The organism is Rhodovulum imhoffii (assembly GCF_003046545.1).
In the GTDB taxonomy this organism is placed as follows: domain Bacteria; phylum Pseudomonadota; class Alphaproteobacteria; order Rhodobacterales; family Rhodobacteraceae; genus Rhodovulum; species Rhodovulum imhoffii.
The window spans coordinates 43565-69005 of the sequence record NZ_QAAA01000010.1 but is presented as its reverse complement, the minus strand read 5'-3'; the positions used below and the strand labels follow the sequence as shown (position 1 = coordinate 69005).

27 protein-coding genes and 1 pseudogene are annotated in these 25441 nt (G+C 65.4%); 5 read left to right on the top strand and 23 right to left on the bottom strand.

The window, feature by feature from the left end; all coding sequences use genetic code 11:
- Positions 1-161 precede the first annotated feature (161 nt).
- The 10 genes from C8N32_RS09570 to C8N32_RS09525 all read right to left on the bottom strand — a co-directional run bounded on the left by C8N32_RS09570 (position 162) and on the right by C8N32_RS09525 (position 7714).
- Complete coding sequence (locus C8N32_RS09570; protein WP_107892766.1) at positions 162-356, bottom strand: light-harvesting protein; 195 nt, start codon at positions 354-356, stop codon at positions 162-164.
- A 15-nt stretch (positions 357-371) separates the two neighbouring features.
- Entirely contained in the window at positions 372-527 is a 156-nt protein-coding gene (pufB, locus tag C8N32_RS09565) for a light-harvesting antenna LH1, beta subunit (RefSeq protein ID WP_107892765.1), read from the bottom strand.
- Positions 528-852: 325 nt separating this feature from the next.
- Positions 853-2109: a TCR/Tet family MFS transporter gene (locus C8N32_RS09560; protein WP_107892764.1), complete on the bottom strand. Its 1257-nt coding sequence runs from the start codon at positions 2107-2109 to the stop codon at positions 853-855.
- Between the two features lie 56 nt (positions 2110-2165).
- Positions 2166-2852: a lyase family protein gene (locus tag C8N32_RS09555; protein WP_107892763.1), complete on the bottom strand. Its 687-nt coding sequence runs from the start codon at positions 2850-2852 to the stop codon at positions 2166-2168.
- Between the two features lies 1 nt (position 2853).
- Positions 2854-3684 (bottom strand): 3-oxoadipate:acetyl-CoA acetyltransferase, encoded by an 831-nt coding sequence (locus tag C8N32_RS09550; RefSeq protein WP_107892762.1) that lies wholly within the window; start codon positions 3682-3684, stop codon positions 2854-2856.
- A complete protein-coding gene (locus C8N32_RS09545) occupies positions 3681-4409 on the bottom strand; it encodes an alpha/beta fold hydrolase (RefSeq protein WP_107892761.1) in 729 nt (242 codons plus the stop codon). Before C8N32_RS09545 ends, C8N32_RS09550 begins: the two co-directional genes overlap by 4 nt.
- Positions 4402-5187: a 3-oxoadipate enol-lactonase gene (pcaD, locus tag C8N32_RS09540; protein ID WP_107892760.1), complete on the bottom strand. Its 786-nt coding sequence runs from the start codon at positions 5185-5187 to the stop codon at positions 4402-4404. Before pcaD ends, C8N32_RS09545 begins: the two co-directional genes overlap by 8 nt.
- Before the next feature lie 57 nt (positions 5188-5244).
- Positions 5245-6219 (bottom strand): threonine ammonia-lyase, encoded by a 975-nt coding sequence (locus tag C8N32_RS09535; RefSeq protein WP_107892759.1) that lies wholly within the window; start codon positions 6217-6219, stop codon positions 5245-5247.
- Positions 6216-7034, bottom strand: a complete 819-nt coding sequence (locus C8N32_RS09530; RefSeq protein ID WP_107892758.1) for an alpha/beta fold hydrolase — start codon at positions 7032-7034, stop codon at positions 6216-6218. Before C8N32_RS09530 ends, C8N32_RS09535 begins: the two co-directional genes overlap by 4 nt.
- Positions 7031-7714 (bottom strand): haloacid dehalogenase type II, encoded by a 684-nt coding sequence (locus C8N32_RS09525; RefSeq protein WP_107892757.1) that lies wholly within the window; start codon positions 7712-7714, stop codon positions 7031-7033. Before C8N32_RS09525 ends, C8N32_RS09530 begins: the two co-directional genes overlap by 4 nt.
- 95 nt (positions 7715-7809) lie before the next feature.
- Between C8N32_RS09525 and C8N32_RS09520 the strand changes: the two genes are divergently transcribed.
- Positions 7810-8190, top strand: a complete 381-nt coding sequence (locus C8N32_RS09520; RefSeq protein WP_170106767.1) for a VOC family protein — start codon at positions 7810-7812, stop codon at positions 8188-8190.
- Positions 8191-8300: 110 nt separating this feature from the next.
- Entirely contained in the window at positions 8301-8729 is a 429-nt protein-coding gene (locus C8N32_RS09515; protein ID WP_107892755.1) for an FKBP-type peptidyl-prolyl cis-trans isomerase, read from the top strand.
- Positions 8730-8764: 35 nt separating this feature from the next.
- On the opposite strand, the gene C8N32_RS09510 is transcribed toward C8N32_RS09515, so the two are convergent.
- The 3 genes from C8N32_RS09510 to fabA are packed head-to-tail and all read right to left on the bottom strand — an operon-like array spanning position 8765 to position 11319.
- The gene (locus tag C8N32_RS09510; RefSeq protein ID WP_107892754.1) at positions 8765-9553 is read right to left on the bottom strand and encodes an enoyl-ACP reductase FabI; all 789 of its coding nucleotides are present in this window, start codon (positions 9551-9553) and stop codon (positions 8765-8767) included.
- Between the two features lie 6 nt (positions 9554-9559).
- The gene (gene fabB / locus C8N32_RS09505; RefSeq protein WP_107892753.1) at positions 9560-10789 is read right to left on the bottom strand and encodes a beta-ketoacyl-ACP synthase I; all 1230 of its coding nucleotides are present in this window, start codon (positions 10787-10789) and stop codon (positions 9560-9562) included.
- A gap of 23 nt (positions 10790-10812) precedes the next feature.
- Complete coding sequence (gene fabA / locus C8N32_RS09500; protein ID WP_107892752.1) at positions 10813-11319, bottom strand: bifunctional 3-hydroxydecanoyl-ACP dehydratase/trans-2-decenoyl-ACP isomerase; 507 nt, start codon at positions 11317-11319, stop codon at positions 10813-10815.
- Positions 11320-11468: 149 nt separating this feature from the next.
- On the opposite strand from fabA, the gene irrA reads away from it, so the two are divergent.
- Positions 11469-11909 (top strand): iron response transcriptional regulator IrrA, encoded by a 441-nt coding sequence (gene irrA, locus C8N32_RS09495; protein ID WP_107892751.1) that lies wholly within the window; start codon positions 11469-11471, stop codon positions 11907-11909.
- Positions 11910-11948: 39 nt separating this feature from the next.
- On the opposite strand, the gene C8N32_RS09490 is transcribed toward irrA, so the two are convergent.
- The gene (locus tag C8N32_RS09490; protein ID WP_107892813.1) at positions 11949-12830 is read right to left on the bottom strand and encodes a hypothetical protein; all 882 of its coding nucleotides are present in this window, start codon (positions 12828-12830) and stop codon (positions 11949-11951) included.
- Positions 12831-12945: 115 nt separating this feature from the next.
- Between C8N32_RS09490 and miaB the strand changes: the two genes are divergently transcribed.
- Positions 12946-14271, top strand: a complete 1326-nt coding sequence (gene miaB, locus C8N32_RS09485; RefSeq protein ID WP_107892750.1) for a tRNA (N6-isopentenyl adenosine(37)-C2)-methylthiotransferase MiaB — start codon at positions 12946-12948, stop codon at positions 14269-14271.
- Here the strand turns inward: miaB and hisH are convergent.
- Positions 14268-14906, bottom strand: coding sequence for an imidazole glycerol phosphate synthase subunit HisH (gene hisH, locus C8N32_RS09480; protein ID WP_107892749.1), 639 nt, complete (start codon positions 14904-14906; stop codon positions 14268-14270). The genes miaB and hisH overlap by 4 nt on opposite strands.
- 1 nt (position 14907) lies before the next feature.
- On the bottom strand, positions 14908-15495 hold the full coding sequence (gene hisB / locus C8N32_RS09475) for an imidazoleglycerol-phosphate dehydratase HisB (RefSeq protein WP_107892812.1): 588 nt from the start codon (positions 15493-15495) through the stop codon (positions 14908-14910).
- A gap of 127 nt (positions 15496-15622) precedes the next feature.
- Between hisB and C8N32_RS09470 the strand changes: the two genes are divergently transcribed.
- Positions 15623-15862, top strand: a complete 240-nt coding sequence (locus C8N32_RS09470) for an Lrp/AsnC ligand binding domain-containing protein (protein WP_107892748.1) — start codon at positions 15623-15625, stop codon at positions 15860-15862.
- Here the strand turns inward: C8N32_RS09470 and C8N32_RS09465 are convergent.
- The 7 genes and pseudogenes from C8N32_RS09465 to C8N32_RS09430 form a co-directional block, all read right to left on the bottom strand.
- Complete coding sequence (locus C8N32_RS09465) at positions 15859-16197, bottom strand: acyl-CoA thioesterase (protein WP_107892811.1); 339 nt, start codon at positions 16195-16197, stop codon at positions 15859-15861. The genes C8N32_RS09470 and C8N32_RS09465 overlap by 4 nt on opposite strands.
- Positions 16198-16321: 124 nt before the next feature.
- The gene (locus C8N32_RS09460; RefSeq protein WP_107892747.1) at positions 16322-18604 is read right to left on the bottom strand and encodes a Tex family protein; all 2283 of its coding nucleotides are present in this window, start codon (positions 18602-18604) and stop codon (positions 16322-16324) included.
- A gap of 416 nt (positions 18605-19020) precedes the next feature.
- Positions 19021-20006: pseudogene (locus C8N32_RS09450) on the bottom strand (NnrS family protein).
- Positions 20007-20422: 416 nt separating this feature from the next.
- A complete protein-coding gene (locus C8N32_RS09445; RefSeq protein WP_107892810.1) occupies positions 20423-21052 on the bottom strand; it encodes an ATP-binding cassette domain-containing protein in 630 nt (209 codons plus the stop codon).
- Positions 21049-22725 carry an ABC transporter permease gene (locus C8N32_RS09440; RefSeq protein ID WP_107892744.1) on the bottom strand — a complete coding sequence of 559 codons (1677 nt, stop codon included), beginning with the start codon at positions 22723-22725 and terminating at the stop codon, positions 21049-21051. Before C8N32_RS09440 ends, C8N32_RS09445 begins: the two co-directional genes overlap by 4 nt.
- On the bottom strand, positions 22725-23912 hold the full coding sequence (locus C8N32_RS09435) for an ABC transporter substrate-binding protein (protein WP_107892743.1): 1188 nt from the start codon (positions 23910-23912) through the stop codon (positions 22725-22727). Before C8N32_RS09435 ends, C8N32_RS09440 begins: the two co-directional genes overlap by 1 nt.
- 76 nt (positions 23913-23988) lie before the next feature.
- Complete coding sequence (locus C8N32_RS09430; RefSeq protein WP_107892742.1) at positions 23989-25410, bottom strand: aspartate kinase; 1422 nt, start codon at positions 25408-25410, stop codon at positions 23989-23991.
- Positions 25411-25441: the final 31 nt, after the last annotated feature.

Sequence of the window (25441 nt, the reverse complement as noted above, 5' to 3'; positions counted from 1 at the left end):
CAGGTCCTTGAATGTTCGCGCGTTCAGGGGGCCATTCGTAGAGGGCGGGGCTGGCGCGCCCCGCGGCCGCCTCCGGACGGATGCGAAGGCCGAAGCACTTGGCCCCGGCCCTCGCGAGATCTGCGACACGAATGACCCGGCGTCAGGCGCCGAAAGCCATCTTAGGCGGTCGTTTCCGGCGCAGCCACGGTGATCGCGGCGGTTTCAGCGGCCGAACCCATGTAGTAGTCCTGCATCCAGCCGGTGTTCAGGACGAGCACCAGGTGCACCAGGAACGAAGCAATGGCGACGGCGGCCAGGAAAACCGGAACACCGACGGTCGGTTTGACCACGAGCCAGACTTTAGCGTTGTTCATATCTTGGTACCTCCCTTAGCCCAGCCACGGCGTGGCAACAGCGGCGAGAAAATGCGCCAGCAGAGCGATCGCACCGAATACACGGGTGCCATCGATGAGCTGCTTGTGCACTTCTTCGGCCTCGGCAAGCGTCAGGCCGGTCGGCCAGACTTTGTCAGCATCGTCAGACATATTGTCGTCTCCCCAATATGGTTTTCGACTGTGTGCGTGCATGGCCTGCACGCGGGCATCGACAACCCAGGTTCCAGAGGCAAAGCGCCTTGGGCGCCCGGCGACCATAGCCTGGCATCGTCACTTCCGGAGAATGTCACATCAAGTTGACGATGGCAATGTCAGGCACCCCTGACAGTCGCCAAAATCATGCGACATTTCGAACCCTTCATCAGGCAGGAATAGTGCCAAAACCCCTTTGAAAAAAGCCTTTGTGCAGAGGCTTGGGCACAAACCGCCGCAGGGTGCGATCCGTCGCAGAAATGCAACGCGATCCAAGGAAGAATTAGCGGGATTCAGCCGATTCCGGGCAGCGGTGAGTCTTTCCGGGAGGTTTCAAGCGGCCCCCGTATGCGAAGACGAGGCCGCAAATCCCCATCACGCCTGCGGCAAGAAAGAACGGTGCACCAGGCAGGTGTACCTTTGCCTGCGGGCTGGTGAACGCGGCAAAGAGCTGGGTCATCACCAGGGGGGACAGGATCATCGCGACCGAGCGCAGGGAACTTACCGTTCCCTGGACTTCCCCCTGCTGATTGTCCCCGGCCGCCCTGGACATCATTGCCAGAAGCGCGGGCGTCACCACCGCGCCCAGCGCGATCAACGGGGTAAGAAGCAGGATCGCCCGCCCGCTTTCGATGACCCCGATCAGAAGGAACGCCAGCAGGTTGTAGCCCAGGCCGTACCAGACGGTAAACCGCTCCCCCAGCGCCCTCAGGATGACGCGGATCAGCCCGCCCTGTACGGCGGCTACGCCGATACCGAACATCGCCAGCGATATTCCCACCGTGCCCGGGCTCCAGCCAAAGCGGTACTGGGTGAAGTAGGCCCAGATCGCCGGGTAGATGAACATCGCGAACTCATACAGGAAAAACAGCACCAGAAGTGGCGCCACTCCCGGCAGGCGGCGCATTTCGCGAAATGCGCCAAGGGGGTTGGCGCGCCGCAGGTCGAACCGGCGGCGGGTGCGCTCTGTCACCGTTTCCGGCAGAACCAGGAGACCGAACAGGAAATTCACCCCGGCCAGACCGGCGGCCGCCCAGAACGGGGCACGAGGGCCGAATTCGCCAAGAAATCCACCGATCACCGGCCCGATCACAAAGCCGATTCCGAAGGAAGCGCCGACCATCCCGAAGCGGGCGGCCTTCTGTTCCGGGCGTGAGATGTCGGCGAGGAAGGCGCTTGCCGTGGCCTGGGTCGAGGCGGTGACGCCACCGATGACCCGTGCCGCCAGAAGCAGCCATATCGACCCGGCCAGCGCCATCACCACATAGTCCAGCGCCATCGTGGCCAGAGAGATCAACAGGACAGGGCGCCGCCCGAACCTGTCTGACAGATTTCCCACAAGCGGCCCGCACAGGAACTGCATCACCGCGAAAACCGTGGCCAGAACCCCACCCCAGATGGCAGCGTCGCTCAATCCCGCGCCCTCGATGTCGCGGATCAGGTCAGGCATGACCGGCAGGATCAGTCCGATGCCGATGGCATCCAGAACCAGCGTGATCAGGATGAAAACGATCGGAAGGCGGTGGGAATGCTCTGTCATGGGCGATCCGGGTTGGACGGGGCGGTCTTACCCGCCCGCGCGGGGCTGGAAAAGCCCTATTGCGCGGCGCGTGCCGCACACATCGTCAAGGGGCCAAGGCACAGCGCATCTTGCAGCGGCCCGCCAGAGGGCCCTGTCAGCCCTGCCGCAAAGGCGCCAAGCGGGCCCGGGCGGGAGGCGACGATTTCCGCCAGAAGCCGGGCCAGCCTCTGCCGGTCCTCTGCCCCTCCGCCCGCGGGGGAAAGGTGCAACGCCCTGGCCAGCGCCGCGCGCGTACGGTCATCGCTGAGCGATACGGCCTGAACCCTGGGGCGCAGCACCTGAAGACGGTTGCGAAACGCGCCGGTCAGCCGGGTTTCGAGAATGGCCAGGGCCTGCCGCAGCCGCAGGGCCAGCGCGGTCCGGGCAATGTCTTCGTCGGTGGCGCCGTGTTGCAGACAGGAGGCGTGCTCGGGGGCTTCCAGCACCTTGGCAAAGGCCGCGATCAGCGCGGGGACAGGGCTGCCGTCCCGCGCCGTGTCCGCCGCAAGGCCTGCCGGGTCCACCTGTACCTCCATTGCGGCCCGATGCAGAAACGCGCCGGAGGTTTCGGGGATCACGCCCAGCTGCCCCTGTTCCCGCGCCAGCGTGCCCAGCACCAGCAGCATTGCCCGGATTTCGGCGCTGTCCGTGAAAAGCGGAGCGATTTCCGCGTCGGTCAACAGATCGCGGTAGAGCGCGCTGTCAAACGGGGTGACCGCCATGTCATGCGGCCCGCAGGTTCAGGATCTCACGCGCCTGGGCACAGGTGGCCACGGGCCGGTCGTATTGCGCACACAGGTCCACGGCCCGTTCCACCAGCGCCGCGTTGGAGGGGGCGAGAGTATCGCGATCCAGCCGCACGTTGTCTTCCAGCCCGGTGCGGGTGTGCCCGCCCGCGGCGATGGCCCATTCGTTCACCCGGATCTGGTTCGGGCCCACGCCCGCGCCGCACCATTGCGCATCCGGGGCAAGGCGGGTGAGCGTTTCCACGTAGAAGTCAAAGCTGCGCTTGTCCGCGGGCATGGCGTTTTTCACCCCCATCACGAACTGTACGTAAAGCGGTTTGCGCAACTTGCCGTCCTCGCTCATCTTCACGGCCTGGAAGATGTGCGAGAGGTCGAAGGCCTCGATTTCAGGCTTGACGTCGTAGTCCAGCATCAGGCCCGACAACCAGTCCACCAGTTCCGGCGGGTTTTCGTACACGCGGGTGGGAAAGTTGTTCGAGCCAACCGAAAGCGACGCCATCTCCGGGCGCAGGTGCAGCATGCCGCCCCGCTCCTGTCCGGAGCCGGAGCGCCCCCCCGTGGAAAGTTGCACGATCATGCCGGGGCAGTGGGTGCGGATCCCTTCCATCAGCTTTGCGAAACGCTCCGGGTCGGAGCTAGGCGTCTGGTCGTCGTTGCGCACGTGGCAATGGGCAATCGCGGCCCCGGCTTCGAACGCGGCGTGGGTGCTTTCGATCTGTTCGTTCAGGGCGGTCGGGACGGCGGGGTTGTTTTCCTTGCGGGCGACAGAGCCGGTGATGGCCACGCAAATGATACAGGGTTTGGTCATTTTGCCTCGGAGACGATGCGGTTCAGAAGGTCGGCCAGCGCCTGGGGCGCGGTCAGTTGCGGCAGGTGGCCTGTTGGCAGGCTGTGCAGTGTTTCGCAAGGGGTTTCGGTGGCCATGGCGCGCTGAAGTTCGGGTGTCACGGTCTGATCGTTTTCGCACAGGATGTAATGGCGCGGCACCTGCCCGAACCTGTTGGCGGAAAGGTTGATCCGTTCCACCTGTGGGGCATTGGGTTGCGGGCCGAGACGCGAAAGCGCGCTTGCGCGCTGTTCTGGCGTGGCATCCTGAAACAGAAAGCCGGCGGCGGTATCCGGGTCCAGAACGGTCGTGCCCCTGACCGGGCCGGGGCGTACGGCGGCGGCGATGGTCGGGCCCTCCCGCTGCTTGAGGCTCATCAGGCTGTCACCGGATTTCGGCAGGAAGGCGGCAAGATAGACCAGCCGTTCAAGATGCTCCGGCGCGGTCTCGGCGGCGGCGGAGATCACCATGCCGCCCATCGAATGGCCAACCAGGACCGCGGGGGGGCCGGCACGCAACACTCCGGCGACATGGCGGGCATAATCGGCCAGCGTGACGGTTTCGGGGGGGGTGCGGTCTTCCCCATGGCCGGGCAGGTCAAGGGCCCGCACGCTGTGGCCTTGGGCGCGCAAAAGCGCGGGCAGGCCGCCCCAGCTTGCCGAGGAGCCCCACGCCCCGTGAACAAGGATGAAACGCGCCTCAGACATGACCGATCTCCGCCAGGAAGGTTTTCAGGATTTCGGCATAGGTTTCCGGCTGTTCCACGCAGGGCAGGTGGCCCGCGCCGCGGATCAGCCGGAATTTCGAACCTTTTACCAGGTCTGCCGTTTCGCGCACCAGATCCGGCGGGGTGGATCCGTCTTCGCTGCCGGCAATCGCCAGTGTGGGCAGGCTCAGGCCCGAGGTCGGTGTGTAGAAATCCGTCCCCGAAATCGCCGCGCAGCAGCCAAGGTAGCCTTCCACCGGCTGGCGGGTCAGCATCGCCCGCCAGAGAATCGCCTGCGGGCTGTCGCGGAAGGCGCGGGTAAACCAGCGTTCCATCGTGCCATCGGCCAGTGCGGCGATGCCGCCGGTCCGCACCGCCTGCATCCGCTCGGACCAGATATCGGCAGTACCGATTCTGGCGGCGGTGTTTGACAGCACCAGCGCGCGAACCTGGTCCAGCCGCTTGACGGCCAGCCCCTGTGCGATCATCCCCCCGATGGACAGCCCGACGAAGACGCATTCCCGCACCTTCAGACGGTCGAGCAGACGCTCCGCGTCGCGCACCAGTTGCCCCATGGAGTAAGGCCCGTCCGGACAGGACGACACCCCGTGCCCGCGCATGTCATAGCGGATGATCCGCAATCCCGGCAGGTATGGCACCACGTTGTCCCACAGGCGCAGGTCGGTGCCCAGCGCATTGGCAAAAACGATGGGCGCCCCGTCCGGGTCGCCATCCTCGCGGTAATGCAAAACTACATCGCCCAGATCGACAGCTTTCATGGCAATTATCCCTTCCTCGCGGTATTTTCGGCCAGGCCCCGGCCTGCCGCAAGCGTATTACGCGCCGTAAAGTTCCAGTGCGCGGGTGAAAAACGCGCTGTCCACGTTCCCGCCCGAGGCCACCGCGATCACCGCGTCGCCCACCGCCGTTTCGGGATGAAACAGCGCCGCCGCAAGCGCGACGGCCCCACCGGGCTCCAGCACCAGCTTCAGCCGGGTGAAGGCGGCGGCCATGGCGCGCAGGGCGTCCTCGTCACTGACAACGATACCGGGGCCACAGTGCCGGGCCATGATCGGGAAGGTGATCTGCCCCGGTGCAGGCGTGATGATCGCGTCGCAAAGCGACCCGACCAGTGCCGGGTTGCGCTCGATTCGTCCCGCAGACAGCGAACGGGCCACGTCGTCGAACCCCTGCGGTTCCACCGGGCGGGGGCGCAGGTGGGGCGCGCGCGCCTCCAGCGCCAGCGCGATGCCGCCGGTCAGCCCGCCGCCGCCGCAGGGGATCAGTACATCGGCCTGCCGCACACCGGCCGCCCGTGCCTGGTCGGCCAATTCCAGCCCCACGGTGCCTTGTCCGGCGATGACCTGCGGGTCGTCGAAGGGCCTGACCAGTGTCAGCCCCTGGCTTTCGGCAAGCTCCGCGCCAAGGGCGTCCCGGTCTTCGGTGGTCCGGTCGTATTCCACCACCTCGGCCCCGAATGCGCGTGTATTGACGATCTTGAGCCGGGGTGCGTCGGACGGCATCACGATTACCGCCCGTGTTTCATGTTGTTGCGCCGCCCGCGCCACGCCCTGCGCATGGTTGCCGGAGGAAAACGCGATCACCCCCCCCGCGCGCTGTGCTTGCGGCATCCCCGAAAGCGCCGACCACGCCCCGCGAAACTTGAAGCTGCCCGTATGTTGCAGGCATTCGGCCTTGACGAACACCCGCCGTCCGGCAATTTCGTCCAGGAACGGTGAAGACAGGAGCGGCGTCACCCGCGCATGCCCCGCGAGGCGGGCGGCGGCGGCCTCGATCATGTCGATGTTCATGCGGTCTGCTCCAGGAATGCGCGCAGAATGCGCAGGCTTTCGGGTTCGTCGAGGAACGGCACGTGGCCGCGTCCGGGTATTTCGGCATAAAGCATGTCCGGACGGCGGCGGCGCATCTCTTGCACGGTGTCCGGGGTCAGGAGGTCGGAATTCGCCCCCCGCAGCAGCGCCACGGGCTTGCCGGCCAGCGCATCGAACAGGGGCCAGAGATCCATCTGCGGGCTTTCGAACGCGCTGAGGAAGGCTTCCCGCAAGGCGGGATCATAGGGCAGGGTCAGGCCTGTTTCGGTTACGCGGAACAATCGCAGTGCGACGGCGTGCCAGCGCACCATCGGCACGGTTTCAAACCCCGGACTTTGAGCCAGCGCGGCGGCGGCGTCGCCAAGAGTCGCGATCCTGGGCGGTCGACCGACATAATCGGCGATGCGGGCCAGCCCTTCGGGCGCGATCTCCGGCCCGATATCGTTCAGGCACACCCCGGTCAGCCGCTCGGGTGCCATCGCCGCCAGCGCCATGCCGATCAGCCCCCCGCGCGAGGTGCCCAGAACCGGCGTGGCCTCAAGGCCCAGGTGATCCATCAGGGCCAGAACGTCCTGCGCCTCTTGTGCGACGGTATAGGTGGCGGGGCCGGTCCACTCCGACGCGCCGCGCCCGCGATAGTCGGGCCGGATCAGGCGCGCGCGAAGATGCGGGGCAAGATCGTCGAAATCCGTGGAGTTGCGCGTCAGCCCGGCAAGGCAGATCAGGGCCGGGCCTGCGCCCGTGTCCCGAAAGGCCAGCCGGGCGCCATCCGCGGCGGTGAAATACTGCATCATGCCTCCGCGATTTCGGGGATGCCGGTCAGGTCCGGCAGGATATGGGCGGGGCGCCAGGGCAGGCGATCCACCGGCGCACCGTCGCGGTTGACCCACGCGGTCCTGAACCCGTAGCCCGCCGCCGCCGCAGCGTCCCAGCCGTTGGAGGAGACAAACAGAACCGTGTTCCGTGGGCAGCCGAACCGCTGACCGACAAGGTCGTAAACCCTGGCATGGGGCTTGAAGATGCCCACGCTTTCAACCGACAGCAGGGCATCCAGCGCGCCGCCGATTCCGGCGGAGGCGACCGCATCCTCCAGCATTCCCGGCGAGCCGTTGGAAAGAATCGCCGTTGCCTTCCCCCTTTGTTTCAGCGCCGAGAGCATCGCCGGGACTTCGGGGTAGGGGGACAGTTCCCGGTACAGATCAAGCAGGCGTGCGCGCAGGGACGGGGTGGTGAGGCCGTTGGCCTCCAGCGCCCAGTCCAGCCCGTCCCCGGTGACGGCCCAGAAATCCGCATGCGCCCCGGTGACGGCGCGCAACCAGGTGTATTCCAGCTGTTTGCGCCGCCAGTCGAAGGCCAGTTTCGGCCAATGTGCGGCAAGTGACGCGTGTTCCGGTTCTACGGCGGCCTGCCGTGCGGCGGCGGTGACGTCGAAGAGCGTGCCGTAGGCGTCGAAGATGCAGGTCGTGATGGTCATGGTTGCCTCCCGACCGTGACACTTGCACAGGGACGCGCCCGGGGAAAGCCCCGCGGAAATAGTGTAGGATGGCGGGATGGCAAAGGAGATTTCCCATGACCGTAAACGGCACCGTCTGGTGGACGGAACTGATGACCCGCGATGTGCCTGCGGCGCTGCGCTATTACAGCGATGTCTGCGGCTGGACCTTTGAAAAGGTCGATCACGACACCATGACCTATCATATCGGCAGTCGCGACGGCCAACCCAGCGTCGGGGTGATGGACATCACCGGCATGGATGGTTTCGACGGGCTGCCCGCCCATTGGTTCAGCTACTTTGCGGTGGACGATCTCGGCGCCGCGTTGGAGCGGAGCGCCGCGCTGGGAGGCAAAGTCGGCAAACCGCCCTTTGCCATGCCCGGTGTTGGGCGGATCGCCATCGTCATCGACCCGACGGGGGCGGCGATGGGCCTGATAGAGCCTGAAACCGCCTGAAGCGACGCCGGGGGTTTACATCGTGTTCTCAGGGCTTACCCTGACCGCGCACCCGGAGAACCTGCGGCATGGTCGCGGCCTCTGCAATTCACCCCTAGCGATATGAGAGTTTGATGACCGTAAAGCCGGGCGACACCGTTCGCATTCATTACACGGGCACGCTGGACGACGGAACGACCTTCGACAGTTCCGAGGGCCGCGACCCGCTGGAATTCACCGTGGGCGCGGGGCAGATCATCCCCGGCCTCGACAAGGCACTGCCGGGGATGGAAGCCGGTGCGCAGAAAACCGTGAAAGTGCCCTGTGCCGAAGCCTATGGCGCCCATAACCCGGAGGCGACACAGGCGGTGCCCCGCGCGCAGGTTCCGGCCGATATTCCGCTGGAAATCGGGACCCAGTTGCAGTTGCAGACGCCCGATGGGCAGGTGATGGCCGTCACCGTAGCCGAAGCGACTGACGACGAGGTGATCCTTGACGCCAATCACCCGCTGGCCGGCAAGGATCTGACCTTCGCCATCGAGCTGGTCGAGATCGTCTGAAAAACAAGGCCCCGCGCGGATGGGGCCTTGTCCCCCTAAAGGTTTTCCGAACGGGGCATTCCCAGCACATGGTAGCCGCCGTCAACGGCGATCACTTCGCCGGTGGTACAGGCCCCGTGGTCGGAGGCAAGGTAGACGGCTGTTCCCCCGATACATTCCAGTGTTGCATTGGCGCGCAGCGGGGCGTTGGCCTCGGTATGGCGGAAGGTCTTCCGGCCGCCCCCGATGGCCGCCCCCGCCAGCGTCTTCATCGGCCCCGGCGAGATCGCGTTGACGCGGATGCCGTCCGGGCCAAGATCGGAGGCCAGGTAGCGCACTGTCGATTCCAGAGCCGCCTTGGCAACGCCCATCACGTTGTAATACGGGATCACCCGGTTGGACCCCTGATAGGTCAGCGTCAGGATCGTACCGCCATTGGACATCAGAGGCCGGGCCCGGCGCGCCACATCGATCAGCGAATAGCAGGAAATCGTGAGACTGTTCCTGAAGTTCTCGCGGCTGGTGTTGATGAACCGGCCCGACAGTTCGGCCTTGTCCGAGAAGGCGATGGCATGGACAAGAAAATCCAGGGATCCCCATTCCCGTTCGAGCCTTCCGAAGGCGGCTTCGAGCGAGGCATCGTCCGTCACGTCCACATCCAGAAGAAATGAGGACCCCACGCTTTCGGCCAGCGGCAGCACCCGCTTTCCGAAACTTTCCCCCTGGTGGCTGAAGGCAAGCTCGGCCCCCTCATCGGCCAGTGCCTTGGCAATGCCCCAGGCGATGGACCTGTCATTGGCGACCCCCATGACGAGGCCGCGCTTCCCCTTCATCAGGTCAGGCATGGAAGGTCATCCTTGAAATTTGCTCAGAACAAGGCTGGCGTTGGTTCCGCCAAAGCCGAAACTGTTGGACAGTATGCTGTCGATCTCTACGCCCTCACGCAGTTCGGTGACGATTTCGCCCTTGCGGATTTCGGGGTCCAGTTCGACGATGTTGGCCGAGGCGGCGATGAACCCCTTGTTCAGCATGATGAGAGAGTAAATGGCCTCATGTACGCCGGTCGCACCCAGGGAATGCCCTGTCAGCGATTTGGTGGAGCCGATCACCGGCATGGTGTCTTCGCCAAAGACGCGGCGCACGGCCTGGACCTCCACCACGTCGCCTGCGACGGTCGATGTGCCATGGGCGTTGATGTAATCCACCTTGCGGCCTTCGGGCAGGGTGGACAGGGCCAGCTTCATGGACCGTTCCCCGCCTTCGCCGGAGGGGGCGACCATGTCGTAGCCGTCCGAGGTGGCGCCGTAGCCGGTTACCTCGGCATAGATTTTCGCGCCGCGGGCCTTGGCGTGCTCCAGATCCTCCAGGACCACGACGCCACCGCCCCCGGCAATCACGAACCCGTCGCGCGTGGCGTCGAAGGGGCGTGAGGCTGTCTGAGGCGTATCGTTGTATTTGGAGGACATCGCGTTCATCGCGTCGAAAAGACATGACAGCGTCCAGTCCACTTCTTCCCCGCCGCCGGCGAAGATGACATCCTGCTTGCCCATCTGGATCAGTTCCACCCCGTTGCCGATGCAATGCGCCGAGGTCGAACAGGCGGAGGTGATGGAGTAGTTCACCCCCTTGATCCTGAACGGCGTCGCCAGGCAGGCGGAGTTGGTCGAGGACATGCAGCGCGTGACCATGAACGGGCCCATCCGCTTTGGGCTGCCTTTTTCCTTAACGATCTGGTGCGCGGCGAAAAAGTTCGACGTGGACGGTCCGCCGGAGCCCATGATGAGGCCCGTGCGTTCATTTGACACGTCGCTTTCCTCAAGCCCGGAATCGGCCACCGCCTGTTCCATCGATATGTAGTTGTAGGCGGCCCCCGGCCCCATGAAGCGCAACATGCGCTTGTCGACGGCCTCGGTCAGGTCGATCTGGGGAATGCCCGCCACCTGGCTGCGAAAACCGTTGGCGGCGTAAACCTCTTCGAAACGGATGCCGGAGCGGCCGGCGCGCAGAGATGCCTCAACCTCTTCGGTAGTGTTGCCGATCGGCGAGACGATGCCGATCCCGGTAATAACGACGCGGCGCATGTCTGTCCTCCTTCGGGGCCGGATCACTCGGTGAACAGGCCGACTTTCATGTTTTCGGTCGAATAGATATGTTCGCCATCCGCCAGCATCTTGCCGTTGGCGATACCCATTTTCAATTTGCGGTCGATGACGCGGGTAAAATCCACGATATAGGTGACTTTCCGGACCTGGGGCGTCACCATGCCGGTGAATTTCACCTCACCCACGCCCAGGGCGCGCCCGCGCCCCAGCATTCCGCGCCAGCCCAGGTTGAAGCCGGTCAGTTGCCACAGCGCATCCAGCCCCAGGCAGCCAGGCATCACCGGGTCCCCCGGAAAGTGGCACTTGAAGAACCACAGGTCGGGATGGATGTCGAATTCGGCGACCACATGACCTTTGCCGAATTCCCCGGCATCGGCGCTGATCTCGGTCACGCGGTCCATCATCAACATCGGCGGTTCCGGCAGTTGCGGGTTGCCGGGGCCGAAAAGCTCCCCCCGTGCGCATTTCAAAAGCCCGTCCTTGTCGAAACTTGTCGGAAAATCGGCCATGCGGACCCGTCCCTTTGCGGTTGGTTCTGGTTCCGTTTCCTCTAACACCCCGCTTCGGCGGGTGGCAATAGGGGCCGGGGGCGCGCCAAACCGCCGCTGCGACTGAAAATAATTTGAATCGCACTACCTCAAGTACATATATAAGTTTCATGGACAAGCTGAACACACATATCAACCAAGCCGAAATCACGGCCCGCAGCGCAGACTGGCTGATGCGGGCCGGATTGCGCCCTACCCGGCAGCGTGTCGCGCTGGCGACACTTTTGATAGGTGACGGCCAAAACCGCCATGTGACGGCCGAAAGCCTTTATGCCGCAACTTGCGAAAGCGGTGAAAAGGTGTCTCTTGCGACTGTGTACAACACGCTGCGCGCTTTTTGCGAGGCCGGGCTGATGCAGGAGGTCATGGTCGACGGGTCGAAAAGCTATTTCGATACCCGTGTCGACGATCACCCGCATTTCTTCTGGGAAGATGAGGGTCGCCTGACGGATGCGCCCGGCGACCAGCTTGAAATCGTCAACCTGCCCAAGCCTCCCGAAGGGACACGCATCTCGAAAGTGGATGTGGTGTTGCGGTTGCGCCGGGCCTGAAGCGGGCGAAAAAACGGGAAACGCCCCAGGGGGCGCTTCCTAGAACCACTGGCCGGGTTCCATCAGGCCCAGATCCATGAGTTGACCCGAAGACCATTCGAACGGGCGGGATTTGTGCCAGATGAAATTGTCGATATGCGGGCGTGACCCCGGATTCGTCCGCAGTGCCTTGGCCGTGCGGAAAGAGCAGATCGTTGCGGTCATGTTGTGGTGCCATGGGCAGGAATAGGTGTTGTATTCCTCCATGTTGAACGTATGGTCATCGCGAAGCTTCAGCCCGGTCGCGGACCTGAACAGGGCGATGCGGTCGATCTTGCGGCGTTCGTAGGGCACGAATTCCTCGAACCGCCAGCGCAGGCCACCGTAGAAATCCATTTGCCGCTCTTTGGGTTGCCAGTCGTTTTCAGCATCCTCGCGGGTCAGAGCGTAGTATCCCGACGTGTCCAGGTGCGCGGTTTCCAGCGAGACGGCATCGGGATGGGCGGAAATATCCTCGGCGTAAAGGTCCACCACGAAAGCCAGCATTGCCTCACGCCGTTCCTCGGTATGGAAATCCAGCATCTCGCCAACGGTCCGGGTTTCACAGAAGGGAAAGAACAGATACTCGGCGTTGAAGCAGTAGTAAAACCATGTTCCCGGTGCTGCGGCGCAGGTACGGTTGATCGCGTGGGTCAGGGCCGCCTCGGCGCGGGTGTCGTATGTGACACGGTGCAGGTTCGGCTGACTGGAGGAGTGCGGCAGGCGGACTGAGGGGGGCGCGAACAGGAAAACCTGCCGAAAGCCCAGGTTCAGGTGGTGCTGGACCGTGCTTTCGACCTCTGTGCCATCCTCGGCGAAAATCAGCGCCACCGGGCCTTTCGCCAGAAGGGGTTTGGCGCGGTTCAGAAAGTCGCCCAGTCCGGAAAAGGAATTTTCGATCATCTGCAATCCGTAAAACCGTGATGGGACGAAGGTCTGACAAAGCGCGCCGGGATGCAAGCCGTTGCGGCGTGCGTGTACATTGTGTAGGAAGCCGCACCGGAAACGGGGGTAAGGCATGGCCGGCGACAGGAAGCTTTTCATCAAGACCTATGGCTGTCAGATGAACGTCTATGACAGTGAGCGCATGGCCGAGGCCCTGGGCGGGAAAGGTTATACCTTGACCGACAGCCCGGAAGGCGCGGACATGATCCTGCTCAACACCTGTCACATCCGTGAAAAGGCCGCCGAGAAGGTCTATTCGGAACTGGGGCGTTTCAAGGGGCTGAAGGCTGCGAATCCGGACCTGAAGATCGGCGTCGCCGGATGTGTCGCACAGGCGGAGGGGGAGGAAATCCTGCGCCGACAGCCGATGGTGGATCTGGTGGTGGGGCCGCAAAGCTATCACCGTCTGCCCGAACTGGAAACCCTTGCGCGCAAGGGGAAAAGGGCGCTGGATACCGATTTCCCCGAGGAGGACAAGTTTGAGCATCTTGCCGTCCGCCCCAAGGCGATGCGTGGTCCGTCCGCGTTCCTGACGGTGCAGGAGGGATGCGACAAGTTCTGTGCCTTCTGCGTTGTGCCCTACACGCGCGGGGCCGAAGCCAGCCGCCCGGTCGTCCGCGTGCTGACCGAGGCGCGGGATCTGGTGGCGCGTGGGGTGGCCGAAATCACGCTTCTGGGGCAAAACGTCAACGCCTATCATGGCGAGGGTCCCGACGGGCGGGACTGGGGCCTGGCGCGTCTGGTTCGCGCACTGGCCGAAATCGAGGGGCTGGAGCGCATCCGCTACACCACATCGCACCCGAATGACATGGAAGACGACCTGATCGCCGCGCATGGCGATTGCGCCAAGTTGATGCCTTACCTGCACCTGCCCGTGCAGTCGGGCAGCGACAGGATTCTCAAGGCGATGAACCGCAAGCACAGCGCGGAAAGTTATTTGCGGCTGGTGGCGCGCATTCGCGCCGCGCGGCCCGACCTGCTGTTGTCGGGCGATTTCATCGTCGGCTTCCCCGGCGAGACCGAGGCGGATTTCGAGGATACCTTGAACCTCGTGCGTGCGGTCGGCTACGGGCAGGCCTACAGCTTCAGGTATTCGCCGCGCCCGGGTACCCCTGCCGCCGAACGGGATCAGGTGGACCCGGACGCCGCGTCGGAGCGCCTGTACCGCCTTCAGTCCCTGCTGGGAGAGCAGCAACAGGCCGCGCAGGCCGCCATGGTTGGCAAGACCGTCGGCGTTTTGTTCGAGAAACCGGGCCGCATGTCGGGGCAGTTGGCGGGGAAATCCGACCATCTGCACGCCGTTCATGTCGAGGCCGCTTCAACCTATATGGGGCGCATCGCACAGGTTCAGATCGTGGAAAGCGCCCCGAATTCGCTGCGCGGCAGGCTGTTGGGTTAGGGCCTCCAGCCCAGGAAATTCGCGATCAGCCGTAGCCCGGTGGCCTGGCTTTTTTCCGGGTGAAACTGGGTGCCGACGATATTGTCGCGCCCCACGATGGCCGTGATCGGTCCGCCATACCCGCAATGGGCCAAACGCTGGGCGGGGTATGACAGCTTGAAGTGATAGGAATGCACGAAATAGGCGTGGTCGCCGGTTTCGATCCCTTGAAGTACCGGGTGGGGCGCGTCGCAGACGAGATCGTTCCAGCCCATGTGGGGGACCTTCAGCGCCGGATCCGCGGGGGTGATGGGCACGACATCGCCACCGATCCAGTCAAACCCGTCGGTCGGCATGTATTCCAGCCCGCGTGTGGCCAGCATCTGCATCCCGATACAGATCCCCATGAAGGGGCGGCCCTTTTCAAGAACGGTTTCCTCGATGGCTTCGAACAGTCCGGAATGGTCGAACAATGCCCGCCGGCAGGCCGGAAAGGCCCCGTCGCCGGGCAGCACGATCCGGTCGGCCCGGCGCACCAGCTCGGGGTCGGCGCTCACACACACCTCGCCCGCGCCGGTGTCGCGGGCGACCCGCTCAAACGCCTTCCGGGCCGAGTGCAGGTTGCCCGACTCGTAATCGACGATCGCGGTCAGCACGTCAAAGGGCCCCCTTCGTCGAGGGGATCGCATCCGCCTTGCGCGGGTCGGTTTCCACGGCCTCGCGCAGGGCGCGGGCAACGGATTTGAAGGTCGCCTCCGCGATGTGGTGGCTGTTGAACCCGTGCAGGGCATCGATGTGCAGGGTGATGCCGCCATTGGTGCTGAGCGCCTGGAAGAATTCGCGCAGCAGTTCGGTATCGAAGCTGCCGATCCTGGCGGTCGGCATCCCGACATTCCACACCAGATAGGGCCGGCCGGACAGGTCCAGCGCCGTGCGAACCAGCGCATCGTCCATCGGCAGCAGGCAGGCGCCGTAGCGGCGGATGCCACGCTTGTCGCCCAGTGCGTGCGCAAGCGCCTTCCCCAGCGCGATGCCCACGTCCTCCACGCTGTGGTGGTCGTCGATATGGGTGTCGCCCGAACAACGGACCTTCATGTCGATCAGCGAGTGCCGGGCCAGTTGCTCCAGCATGTGGTCGAAGAAGCCAACCCCCGTCGCGATGTCATAGGTGCCGGTCCCGTCCAGGTTTACCTCGACGGTGATGTCGGTTTCAGACGTCTTGCGCGTGATCTTTGCCGTCCGCATCGGGGTCTCCGTTTTATTGCCCATGTTTCCTACACCGGGGCGTCACCCCTTCCAAGCCCCGCGTTTTCCCGCTTGCCGGAGCGGGGCGGCCTGACTAGGTTTGCGCCGTCACAAGAAGGAGCCCCCGATGACCACCTGCGTGTTCGTTCAGCTTCGCTGCCGTCCGGGCAAAACCTACGATGTGGCCGAGGAAATCGTGCTGCGCGAACTCCATTCGGAGCTGTACTCCACCAGCGGGGAGTTTGATCTGCTGCTGAAGCTGTATATTCCCGAGGGGCAGGATGTGGGCAAGTACATTAATGACCGGCTTCTGGATCTTCCCGATATCGACCGGTCCCTGACCACGCTGACTTTCAAGGCCTTCTAGCCCGTCTGCGGCACCGGGCGGGGCTGGCCGGAATCGTCAATGGCGACGAAGGTGAAGATGGCTTCGGTCACGACTTCGCTGGCCGTGCTGCACCGTGCCCTGTGCCAGGCGCGAACCTTGATCTGCATCGAACTGTGCCCGACCTTCAGAAGCTTGCCATAAAGCGAGACCTCGTCGCCGACGGCCACGGGCTTGTGAAAGCGGATGCCGTCCACCGCGACCGTGGCCGCCCGCCCGCGCGCCACGCGCGCCGCGACGCTGCCGGCCGCAAGATCCATCTGGGACATCAGCCAGCCGCCGAAAATGTCGCCCGCCGGGTTGGTGTCGGCGGGCATGGCGATGGTCCGAATCACGGGTTCCCCTGCATGGGGGCAAAGGTCGTCTTCGTTCACGGGGTGTCCTCCTGCGCGCGGGGGTATGACGGCGCACAGCCTGTGTGAAAGCGACAGGGTGTCGCGCCTATCGCCTTTTCATCGCTTGCGCCAGGGCGGCGCCAAGGGTGCCGGTTTCTCTGGGGGCGCGATCCTTTCGCGGCTTGGACTTGCTGCCCTTCTCTGCAGGTGGGGCGTTGCGCGCCGGGCGGGGGCTGTCGCGGCGCATGGACAGGCCGATACGCTTTCGGGGGATGTCCACCTCGACCACGCGCACCGTCACTACGTCGCCGGCTTTTACCACCTCGTGGGGGTCTTTCACGAACCGGTCCGCCAGTTGTGAAACATGCACCAGCCCATCCTGATGTACGCCGATATCCACGAACGCGCCAAAGGCGGCGACATTGGTCACCGTGCCCTCCAGATGCATGCCGGGGCGCAGGTCGGCAATCTCCTCGATCCCGTCGGCGAATTTCGCGGTGACGAACTCGGGGCGCGGGTCGCGACCGGGCTTGGCAAGCTCGGCAAGAATGTCGCGCACCGTGGGCAGGCCAAAGGTATCGTCGGTGAAATCTGCGGGGTTCAGCGCCTTCAGGCGGGTTTCATCGCCCATCAGGCTGCGCAGGTCGCGTCCGCAGGACGTCACGATTCGCCGGGCGACGCTGTAGGCTTCGGGGTGAACCGAGGAGGCGTCCAGCGGTTCTTGCCCGTTGCGGATGCGCAGGAAGCCCGCGCATTGTTCGAAGGTACGCTGGCCAAGCCGGGGGACCCGCATCAGGTCCTTGCGGGTTGCAAAGGCGCCCAGGGCGTTACGGTGTTCCACGATGGCTTCGGCCAGGGACGGCCCCAGCCCTGAGACCCGCGCCAGCAGCGGGGCGGAAGCGATGTTCAGATCCACACCCACGGCGTTTACGGCATCTTCGACGACGGCATCCAGCGCCTTTTCCAGACGGTGCTGATCCACATCGTGCTGGTACTGGCCGACTCCGATGGATTTCGGGTCGATCTTCACAAGCTCCGCCAGCGGGTCCTGAAGCCGCCGCGCGATGGAGACCGCCCCGCGCAGCGATACGTCAAGATCGGGAAATTCCCGCGCGGCCATCTCGGACGCGGAATAGACCGACGCTCCAGCCTCGGAGACGACGACTTTCCCCGGCACCGGCGCCGGCAGGCCGGACAGAACCTCCGCCACCAAACGTTCGGTTTCGCGGCTGGCGGTGCCGTTCCCGATGGCGATCAGTTCCACCCCGTGTTTGCGGATCAGCGCCGACAGCGTGGCCCGCGTGCCCCCCAGATCGTTCCTGGGTTGAAAGGGGTAGACGGTGGCAGTGTCCAGCAGCTTGCCGGTGGGGTCCACCACGGCCACCTTCACGCCGGTTCGGATTCCGGGATCCAGCCCCATTGTCGCCCGGTTTCCCGCCGGTGCGGCCAGCAGTAAATCCTTGAGATTGCGGGCGAAGACACGGATGGCCTCTTCCTGGGCGCGGGTGCGCAGATCCGACATCAGGTCCAGCATCATCGACAGGCTCAGCCTGGTCCGCCACGCCCAACCCGCCACACCGCGCAGCCAGATGTCACCGGGCGCGTCCGTGCGGGTTTCCAGCGCCGCAGCGATCATCGCCTCCACCTGCGGCTGGCCGGTTTCCGGGTCCGGTGCGATGTCGAGGGTCAGCACCCCTTCCTTGCTGCCGCGCATCATTGCCAGTGCGCGATGGCCGGGGACTTTGGCCCAGGGCTCCCGGTGGTCGAAATAGTCGGCGTATTTCGTGCCGGAGTCTTCCTGCCCAGCGACCACATGGGAGATCAGCAGCGCGTTGCCTTGCAGAAAGGTCCGCAGGCGGCCGATCAGGTCGGCATTTTCGGCCACCCCTTCCACGAGGATGTCGCGCGCCCCGGCCAGCGCGGCCTTCACATCGGGAACGGCTTTCGTGATGTAGCCCATGGCCAGCTTTTCCGGGGGGGTCATGCGGTCGGACAGGATGCTTTCCGCCAGTGGGCCCAGCCCGTTTTCCCGCGCGATCGCAGCGCGGGTCCTGCGCTTGGGCTTGTAGGGCAGGTACAGGTCCTCCAGTTCCGCCTTGGTGGCGGCCTTGCGCAGGCGGGCCTCCAGATCGTCGGTCAGTTTGCCCTGTTCACGGACACTGTCGAGGATCGTTTCGCGCCGGGCCTCCATCTCACGCAGGTAGGCCAACCGGTCTGACAGGGTCCGCAACTGGGTGTCATCCAGTCCGCCGGTGGCTTCCTTGCGGTAACGGGCGACGAAGGGCACCGTCGCGCCCTCGTCCAGGAGGGCGACGGCGGCGACCACCTGATCCGGGCGGGCGCCGATCTCGGCGGCGATGGTCTGGGCGATGCGGAGCGTGTGCGTCATGAGAACTTTCCGAGTCAGGGAAGGCCACACTATCCGTCCTTTCGCCGGGTGCAAGCCGCATGCGGCCATCTCAGGCCGGGCCTTTCGTGCAGGCAGACGGTTGCGGTGCCCCGCGTGGCGTTGCCGCTGTGCGGTCTGCCCCCAGGTCTTCTGAAGGGTGTTCTTACCCGCTTTCGTGGTCTTGTCGGCTTTGCGGGCGGGCAGGGTCGCGGGGCGCGATCTGATCCGGGCGACGATGGGTGGGGGCGCGGGAAGGGCGGGCCTGTCCGCGCGGATGCAGGAGGGCAGCCTTGCCTTGTCATCCAGGCAGGTCTGCCCGGTTGCCCCGGCGCGGCAACCGATCGTGAGGCCGGTTTTCAGGCCCTTCGTGCCCCGGCATCCGAAAGCTCCTCTGCCTGCCGCCACCGCCGGGGGCGTTAAAGACCGGGCGCAGGACGGGCCGGCAGGGCCGGCAGATAGGACAGGGCGAATGCCCCCCAGCCCAGGCACCAGAGTACGGCCGCAAGGCGCAGCAGGGCGTCATACCCCGGCGGGAACCAGACCGGGGCCGCCAGCCGTACCCAGGTCGCGCTCCAGATCATCCCGTAGCCTGCCACCTGAAGGGCCGACAGGCGCAGCACCGGCCCGGCGCGGCGCGCGCCCGCAGGGCGATAGACATCGCCAGCCCTGCCATCGCCCCCATCATCAGGGCGTGAATGGCATCCGTTTCCTGCCATGGCAGGCGGAACAGCCCTGCCAGTCCCGTCAAGACCAGCCCCAGCGGCACCCAGGCGAAGGCGAGGTGCAGCATCAGGGCGGGTGCGTAGCGGCGCGCTGTCAAGCTGCGCCAGCCCCACATCCGCCAGAGTTGGACCCCGCCGGCGAGGATCAGCGCCAGACTGGCCGCCCGCCATGCCCCGCCAAAGGTCAGCCCCATCGCCAGAAGCATCGGCCCGAGCCCGACACGCGTGGCCAGCGGCCGGGAGACCGGCAGGCGGCCCATGCCGGACAGGCGTATCCAGTTGCCGGTAAAGCGCGGTGTCATTCCACCGGCGACAATCGAAACCTTGATGGCGAAGAACAGAACCAGGACCCTTGTCATCACGATACTGTCGGGCAGGGAAACGGCGCCGCGCGCGGCGGCGACGAAAAGCGCATCGAATACCCCCAGCGCGGCTATGACGCCGGGCAGGAAGAGCCATCCCCAGCGGCGCCCTTGCCAGACCGCGCGGGCATAAATGATGGCAAACAGACCGTAAAACGCTATCCCCGGTGCAATGCCGCAGGCCAGCGGCGCCGTCTCGTCGAAGGCCAGGGCCACCCGCGCACCGGCCCAAAGCGCCACCAGCAGTGCCAGCGTGTGGCCGGTGACGGGCCGGCCGCCGGTCCAGTTGTGCAGGGCGGTCAGGAAATAGGCCGCCATGCAGGCGCCGCCGAAGCCGGTGATCATTTCATGGGCGTGCCACAACGTCGTCGTGCCCAGAAGCGGCGGGGGCAGGCCCAAAGGCCGCTCAGGGACGGGTGCGGCGACGGCAGGCCGTGTCCGTTTGCGTATCGGTTCCCGGTTCCGCGGCCCCCGTCCTGACCGGCGGCATACCCGTGTCGCCGCCTGCGTCCCTGGCCGCGGCCGGGGGCTGAAAGGCGGGGAGGACCGGAGGGGTCGGGCATGGGAGACTCTAATTCCGACTTTAAAAGTCAGATTATGTCGTGTCACCGGGGGCTGCAACCGGAGGGCCCTGCGTCGCGGCGTTTCAGCCCGTGTGCCTGCCGCTACAGCAGGAATATCGGTCCTGAAAGCCGGAAAGACACGGTATGAAGGAGGCTGCCGGCAACTGCGGGTCAGCCGCCCAGTTGCACCACACGCCCGCCGGGAGGTACGTCTTCGCCATCGTGGGTGACCAGCAGGACGGGCAGACCGCGGTCCGCCGCAAGGCCAAAAACCAGCGCCCGGATCCGGGCGCGCAAGGCGGTGTCGAGGCGGGAGAAGGGTTCATCCAGCAGCAGCGCCTGCGGGTCCGCCAAGAGCATCCGCATCAGGGCCACCCGCGCTTTCTGTCCCCCCGAAAGCGTTGCCGGGTCACGGGTTGCGAAACCGGACAGGCCGATGCGGTCCAGTGCATCCTCAATCCGCGCCCGCCGGGCCCGGCCTCTCAGGCGGGCTGGCAGCGCGAAGGCCAGGTTCCCCCCCACCGACAAGTGCGGAAACAGCAGTTCGTCCTGAAACAGTATGCCCAGCCGGCGGTCTTCCGGCGGCAGGCCGGTCAATTCGCGCCCGTTCAGCCGCAACCGCCCGCCCAGGGCAAAGCCTGCCGGGAGTGTGCCCATCACCCCGGCCAGCAGCGTGGATTTTCCCACGCCAGAGGGCCCCATCACTGTCAGCGTCTCTCCCGGTGGGATATGTGCGGACAGCGCCACCAGCGGCACGCCGCCTGCGGTGATGGCGATGTTGTCCAGATGCAATCCGTTCACCTTCCCCCCCTCAATCCGCGCCGGTTGCGCCACATCAGGCGCGGTATTGCCAGAGCCAGGGCAAACCCCCCCACTGCCAGTGCCGTCTGGGCCAGTGCGGTTACGCCGATCACCCGCCTGTCCCCGCCCGATGCCAGCGCGACGGCTTCGGTCGTCAGGGTCTGAATCCGCCCGCCCCCGATCAGCAGTGTTGGCAGGTATTGCCCGACCGACACCGCAAGCCCTACCGCCCCCGCCGTCAACACCGGGCTGGCCAGCATCGGCAGACGCACGGTCCAGAACACGCGCCACGGCCCCGCCCCCAGCGCGGCGGCCACCGTGGCATGGCGTGTATCCCACGCGCGCCAGGGCGCTGCCAGTGTGAGAAACACATATGGCAGAACGAACACGAGATGCCCAAGAACAACCATGCCCCCCTCCGGTGCCCCCGTGATCAGGGCAAGCGTTTGCAACCCCGGCAGGAACGCCACCTGCGGTATCAGCAGCGGCAGATACAGCACCCAAAGGCTGCGTGTTCCCGGTGTCAGGCCAAAGCGGTGTTCGGCCTCAAGACACGCGAGCGCCATCCCCAGCGCCGCCCCGGTCGCGGCGGTGGCGATCCGCAGCGTTTCCCACGCCGCTGTGCCCAAGGCCGCGCCGTGACGGACCCAGCCTGCCATCTCCGTGCTCCGGGGCAATGCGTCGGGGAACGGCCAAAACCCGGCCACCGACCAGAGCCCGAGTACCCCCAGCCCGGCCAGGACCGTGCCGGCGCCCAGCGCCGCAAGCGCCAGCCCGGCGCCGCGCATCGGCAGGTGCTGTGGTCCGGCCTCGGCCCAGGGGCGGGCCAGCCGCGCGATCATGTGTTCTCCCAGTCGCCACAGACCCAGCGCCCCCAGTACCAGAACCAATTGCAGCATTGCCCCCGCGGAGGCCGGAAAGCGCATCGAAAGATCCGGATCGGACATCCAGCGTACCACCTGAACCGCTAGCGGCGGGGGGGTGTTCGGGCCAAGGATGATGGCCACGTCCACCACCGTTAACGAATAGGCGAGCACTGCGTAAACCGGCAACCGGATCTGGGTGTAAACCGCCGGGAACACCGCCTTGAGCCAGCCCGACACCCGCCCGTGGCCCAGGGCGCGGGCAATCGTCAGGCGTTTTTCGGGATGGGCCTGTGGCAGGGCGGCCAGGGTCATCAGCATCAGAAAGGGGATTTCCTTGACCACCAGCCCGGCGATCATGGTCAGGCCAAGCGGGTCCTGTACGATCAGCAGGTCGGGCGGGCGGTCCCACCCTGTCGCCCAGGGGGAGAAGACCCGCGCCAGCCACCCTGAGGGAGCCACGAGAAACGCCAGCCCGAACGCCGCCGCCGCATGCGGGATGGCCAGCAGCGGGGCCAGAAGCCGGGTCAGCCAGCGCATCGGTCGGGTGCCGTACCAACCCGCCGTGAAAAGCGTCACCACCCCCAGCGAGAGGATCGTCGCGGCGATCCCCGTGCTGATGGACAGTCCCACCGCCTCGGTCAGGCCGGGCCAGGCCAGCAGAGTGCGCAGGGGGGCGAGGCCGGGCGTGGTCCCGCCCAGGGCCGGCAGCACCCCGAAAGCGGGGGCCAGAGTCCCCATGAGGCCCGCCGCGACCGGCCCCAGCAGGATCAGCAGCGTCAGCGCGGGGGCCGCGCGCAGCAGTTGCATCAGCCGCCGAACCGGCGCGCCCAGTCTTGCTCGATCCGCGTCGTCCAGCTTGGGTGTGGTTCGGGCAGGGTGGGGCCGAGTGCCTCGGGCGGAAGGGTGGCGATGCCCAGTTCCAGCGCGGTGAACCGGGCGCGGTCGGGCGCGGGCAGTTTGTCCAGGGCCAGAACGGTGCCATAGCCCAGAACGACCGGGTCCTGGGCGTGGGCCTGTGCCATGGGCGAGAGCAGGAAATCCGCCACCACCATCGCCCCCGCCTTGGCGGAGGCATTGAACGGGATCGCGACGAAGCTGGCGTTGCCGATCGTGCCCCGCTCCAGCACGAAGGTGCGCACGGTATCGGGCAGTTGTCCGCTGGCAATGGCGGTGGAAGCTTCGCCGGGGCTGAACGAGATGGCAAGGTCGATTTCCCCATCGGCCATCAGTTGCAACTGTCGCGGGCCGGTCTGGGGATAGGCGCGCCCCTGCCGCCACAGGTGCGGGGTAAGATCGTCGAGAAAGGCCCAGAGCGGGGCCGTCGCCGTGTCGTAATTCTCACCCGCCGCCGATTGCAGGGCTGCCGGATCCGGCGTCAGTTCATAAAGCGCCTGTTTTAGGAACGTTGTGCCAAGAAAATCCGGCGGTTGCGGGTAGGTGAAGCGGCCCGGGGTTTGCCGGGCCCAGTTTAGCAGGGCGGGCATGGAAACGGGCGGTGCGGGCAGGCGGGCGGTGTCGTGGTAAAAGACAACCTGCGCCTTGGCCCACGGGCTTTCGTAACCTTCCGTGGGAACGGTGAAGTCATGGGTCGTGGCTCTGTCGGTGATATCGACATAGCGCCGGTTGGGAAGATCCTCTGCCCAGGGACCGTACAGGAGGCCGTTCTCCTTCATCGCGGCGAAGTTCGCGCCGTTGATCCAGATCAGGTCGACCGCCCCGCCATCGGTCTTGCCGGCGTTCTTTTCCGCAATGACCCGGCTGACGGCATCGGCCGTATCGGCCAGCTTGACATGGGTGAGGCGGACGCCGAAACGGTCATCGACCTGCTGTGCGACCCAGCGGATGAAATCATTCGTGGCGGTTGCGCCGCCCCAGGCGTGCCAGTAGACGGTCTGGCCGCGCGCGTCTTCCAGAACGGCGGTCCAGTCGGTCGGATCCGGGTCGGCCCGCAGGGGCAGGGCGAACAGGGCGGCGATCAAAAAGGTCAGGCGCATGGGGTCCTCCGCAGTGATGACCCCTTATTGCAAGCCTTTCGTCACAAGGCAAAGCACGGTTTTTCCCTGTTGCTCGTCAGGCTGCCAGCGCGCCCTTCCCGGTGCGTTCCACCAGTGCCGTGTGGAGGGCCCGGATCGCCGCGTTCATCCGGTCCCTGGGGACGACAAACTGGGCATCGACGGTGCGGGTGGTTTGCTGGGCGGCAACCAGTTCGACCCCGGCGTCCTCCAGCGCCGCCAATCCGCGCGACAGGACCTTCAGCCCGCCCAGGTCGCGCCCGATGGCGGAGACCACGGCAAGGTTGCGCGCGTTCAGCGTGGCGGTCGGGTAGATGCGTTCGAGGTCACGTTCCACCCGGCGGACGGATTTGAGCGGCGCGTCCAGATAATGCGTGATCGTGTTCGCGTTCGAGGTCTTCGCGACGATACGCACGTTGTGGCGGGTCAGGACCTCGAGGATCGCGGTATCGTAGCCTTTCACGCCAACCATGTCCTGTTCGAACAGTTCCAGAGCGTAAACCCCCAGCCCGGTGATCATCTCCACGCGCGGGGTTTGCGCAGGGGTGTCGTCGATGAGAGTGCCGGGATCTTCAGGTTCGAACGCGTTGGTCACGCGCAGCGGAATACCGGCCTGGCGCAGCATCTTGGCGGCCTTGGGGTGAACGGCCTCCATTCCCATGTTCGAAAGCTGGTCGGCCACATCGTAATTGGTGTGCCCCAGCTTGACCACCGCATTCTCGCCAACCAGTTTCGGGTCGGCGGAGGACAGGTGAAACTCCTTGTGGATGATCGCCTCCGCCGCGCCGGTCAGTGCCGCGACCTTGGAGAAGGTCACCTCGGAGTAGCCGCGATCGAACGCTTTCATCAGCCCCTCGGTGCATTGGGCGTAGCCGGTGACAATGGGCATTTCGCAGGCCGCATCCACGTCCGACAGCCCTTGGCGGATGCGTTCTTCCAATGTGTACTGGCCCTCGTCGCGCCAGCCGGAAAGATCGACAAATCGGGCATCCAGCCCCGCGCGGCGCAGCATCACGGCGGTCACGAAGGCGGCATGCGCCTCTCCCAGTCCGGACAGAAGCTCCCGGATCACCAGCATGTGACTGGAAAGCCGGAAATGCCCGTAAGAACACAGACGCTGAAGGTCGATCAGGCAGGAGCGCGCACCCTCGATCCGTTCCCGCACGAAGTCGTCTGCGGCGGAAAGATCGGCGGGATGGCCCAGAACCCCGGCATGGGCTTTGCCCATCGCCCCGGCGGCACGGGTCAGGGCATCGGACCAGCCGTGGTCGTTATCGGCATTGGAAAACAGGGCGTAGACGCCCGGTTCTCCGGATGTCTTGTGTTCCAGCAACAGGTTGGTGATGCCGCCGAACGCAGAGACCACGAAGATGCGGCCATAGGGGTCGCCCTGACGGATAAAGAGCGTTTCGCGCAACTCATCCACACGGCTCATGGATGTTCCGCCGATTTTCTCGACCGTATGGGTTTGTTTGGTCAATGGGCTGTCACCGTCGGGCAATTCCGGGTGC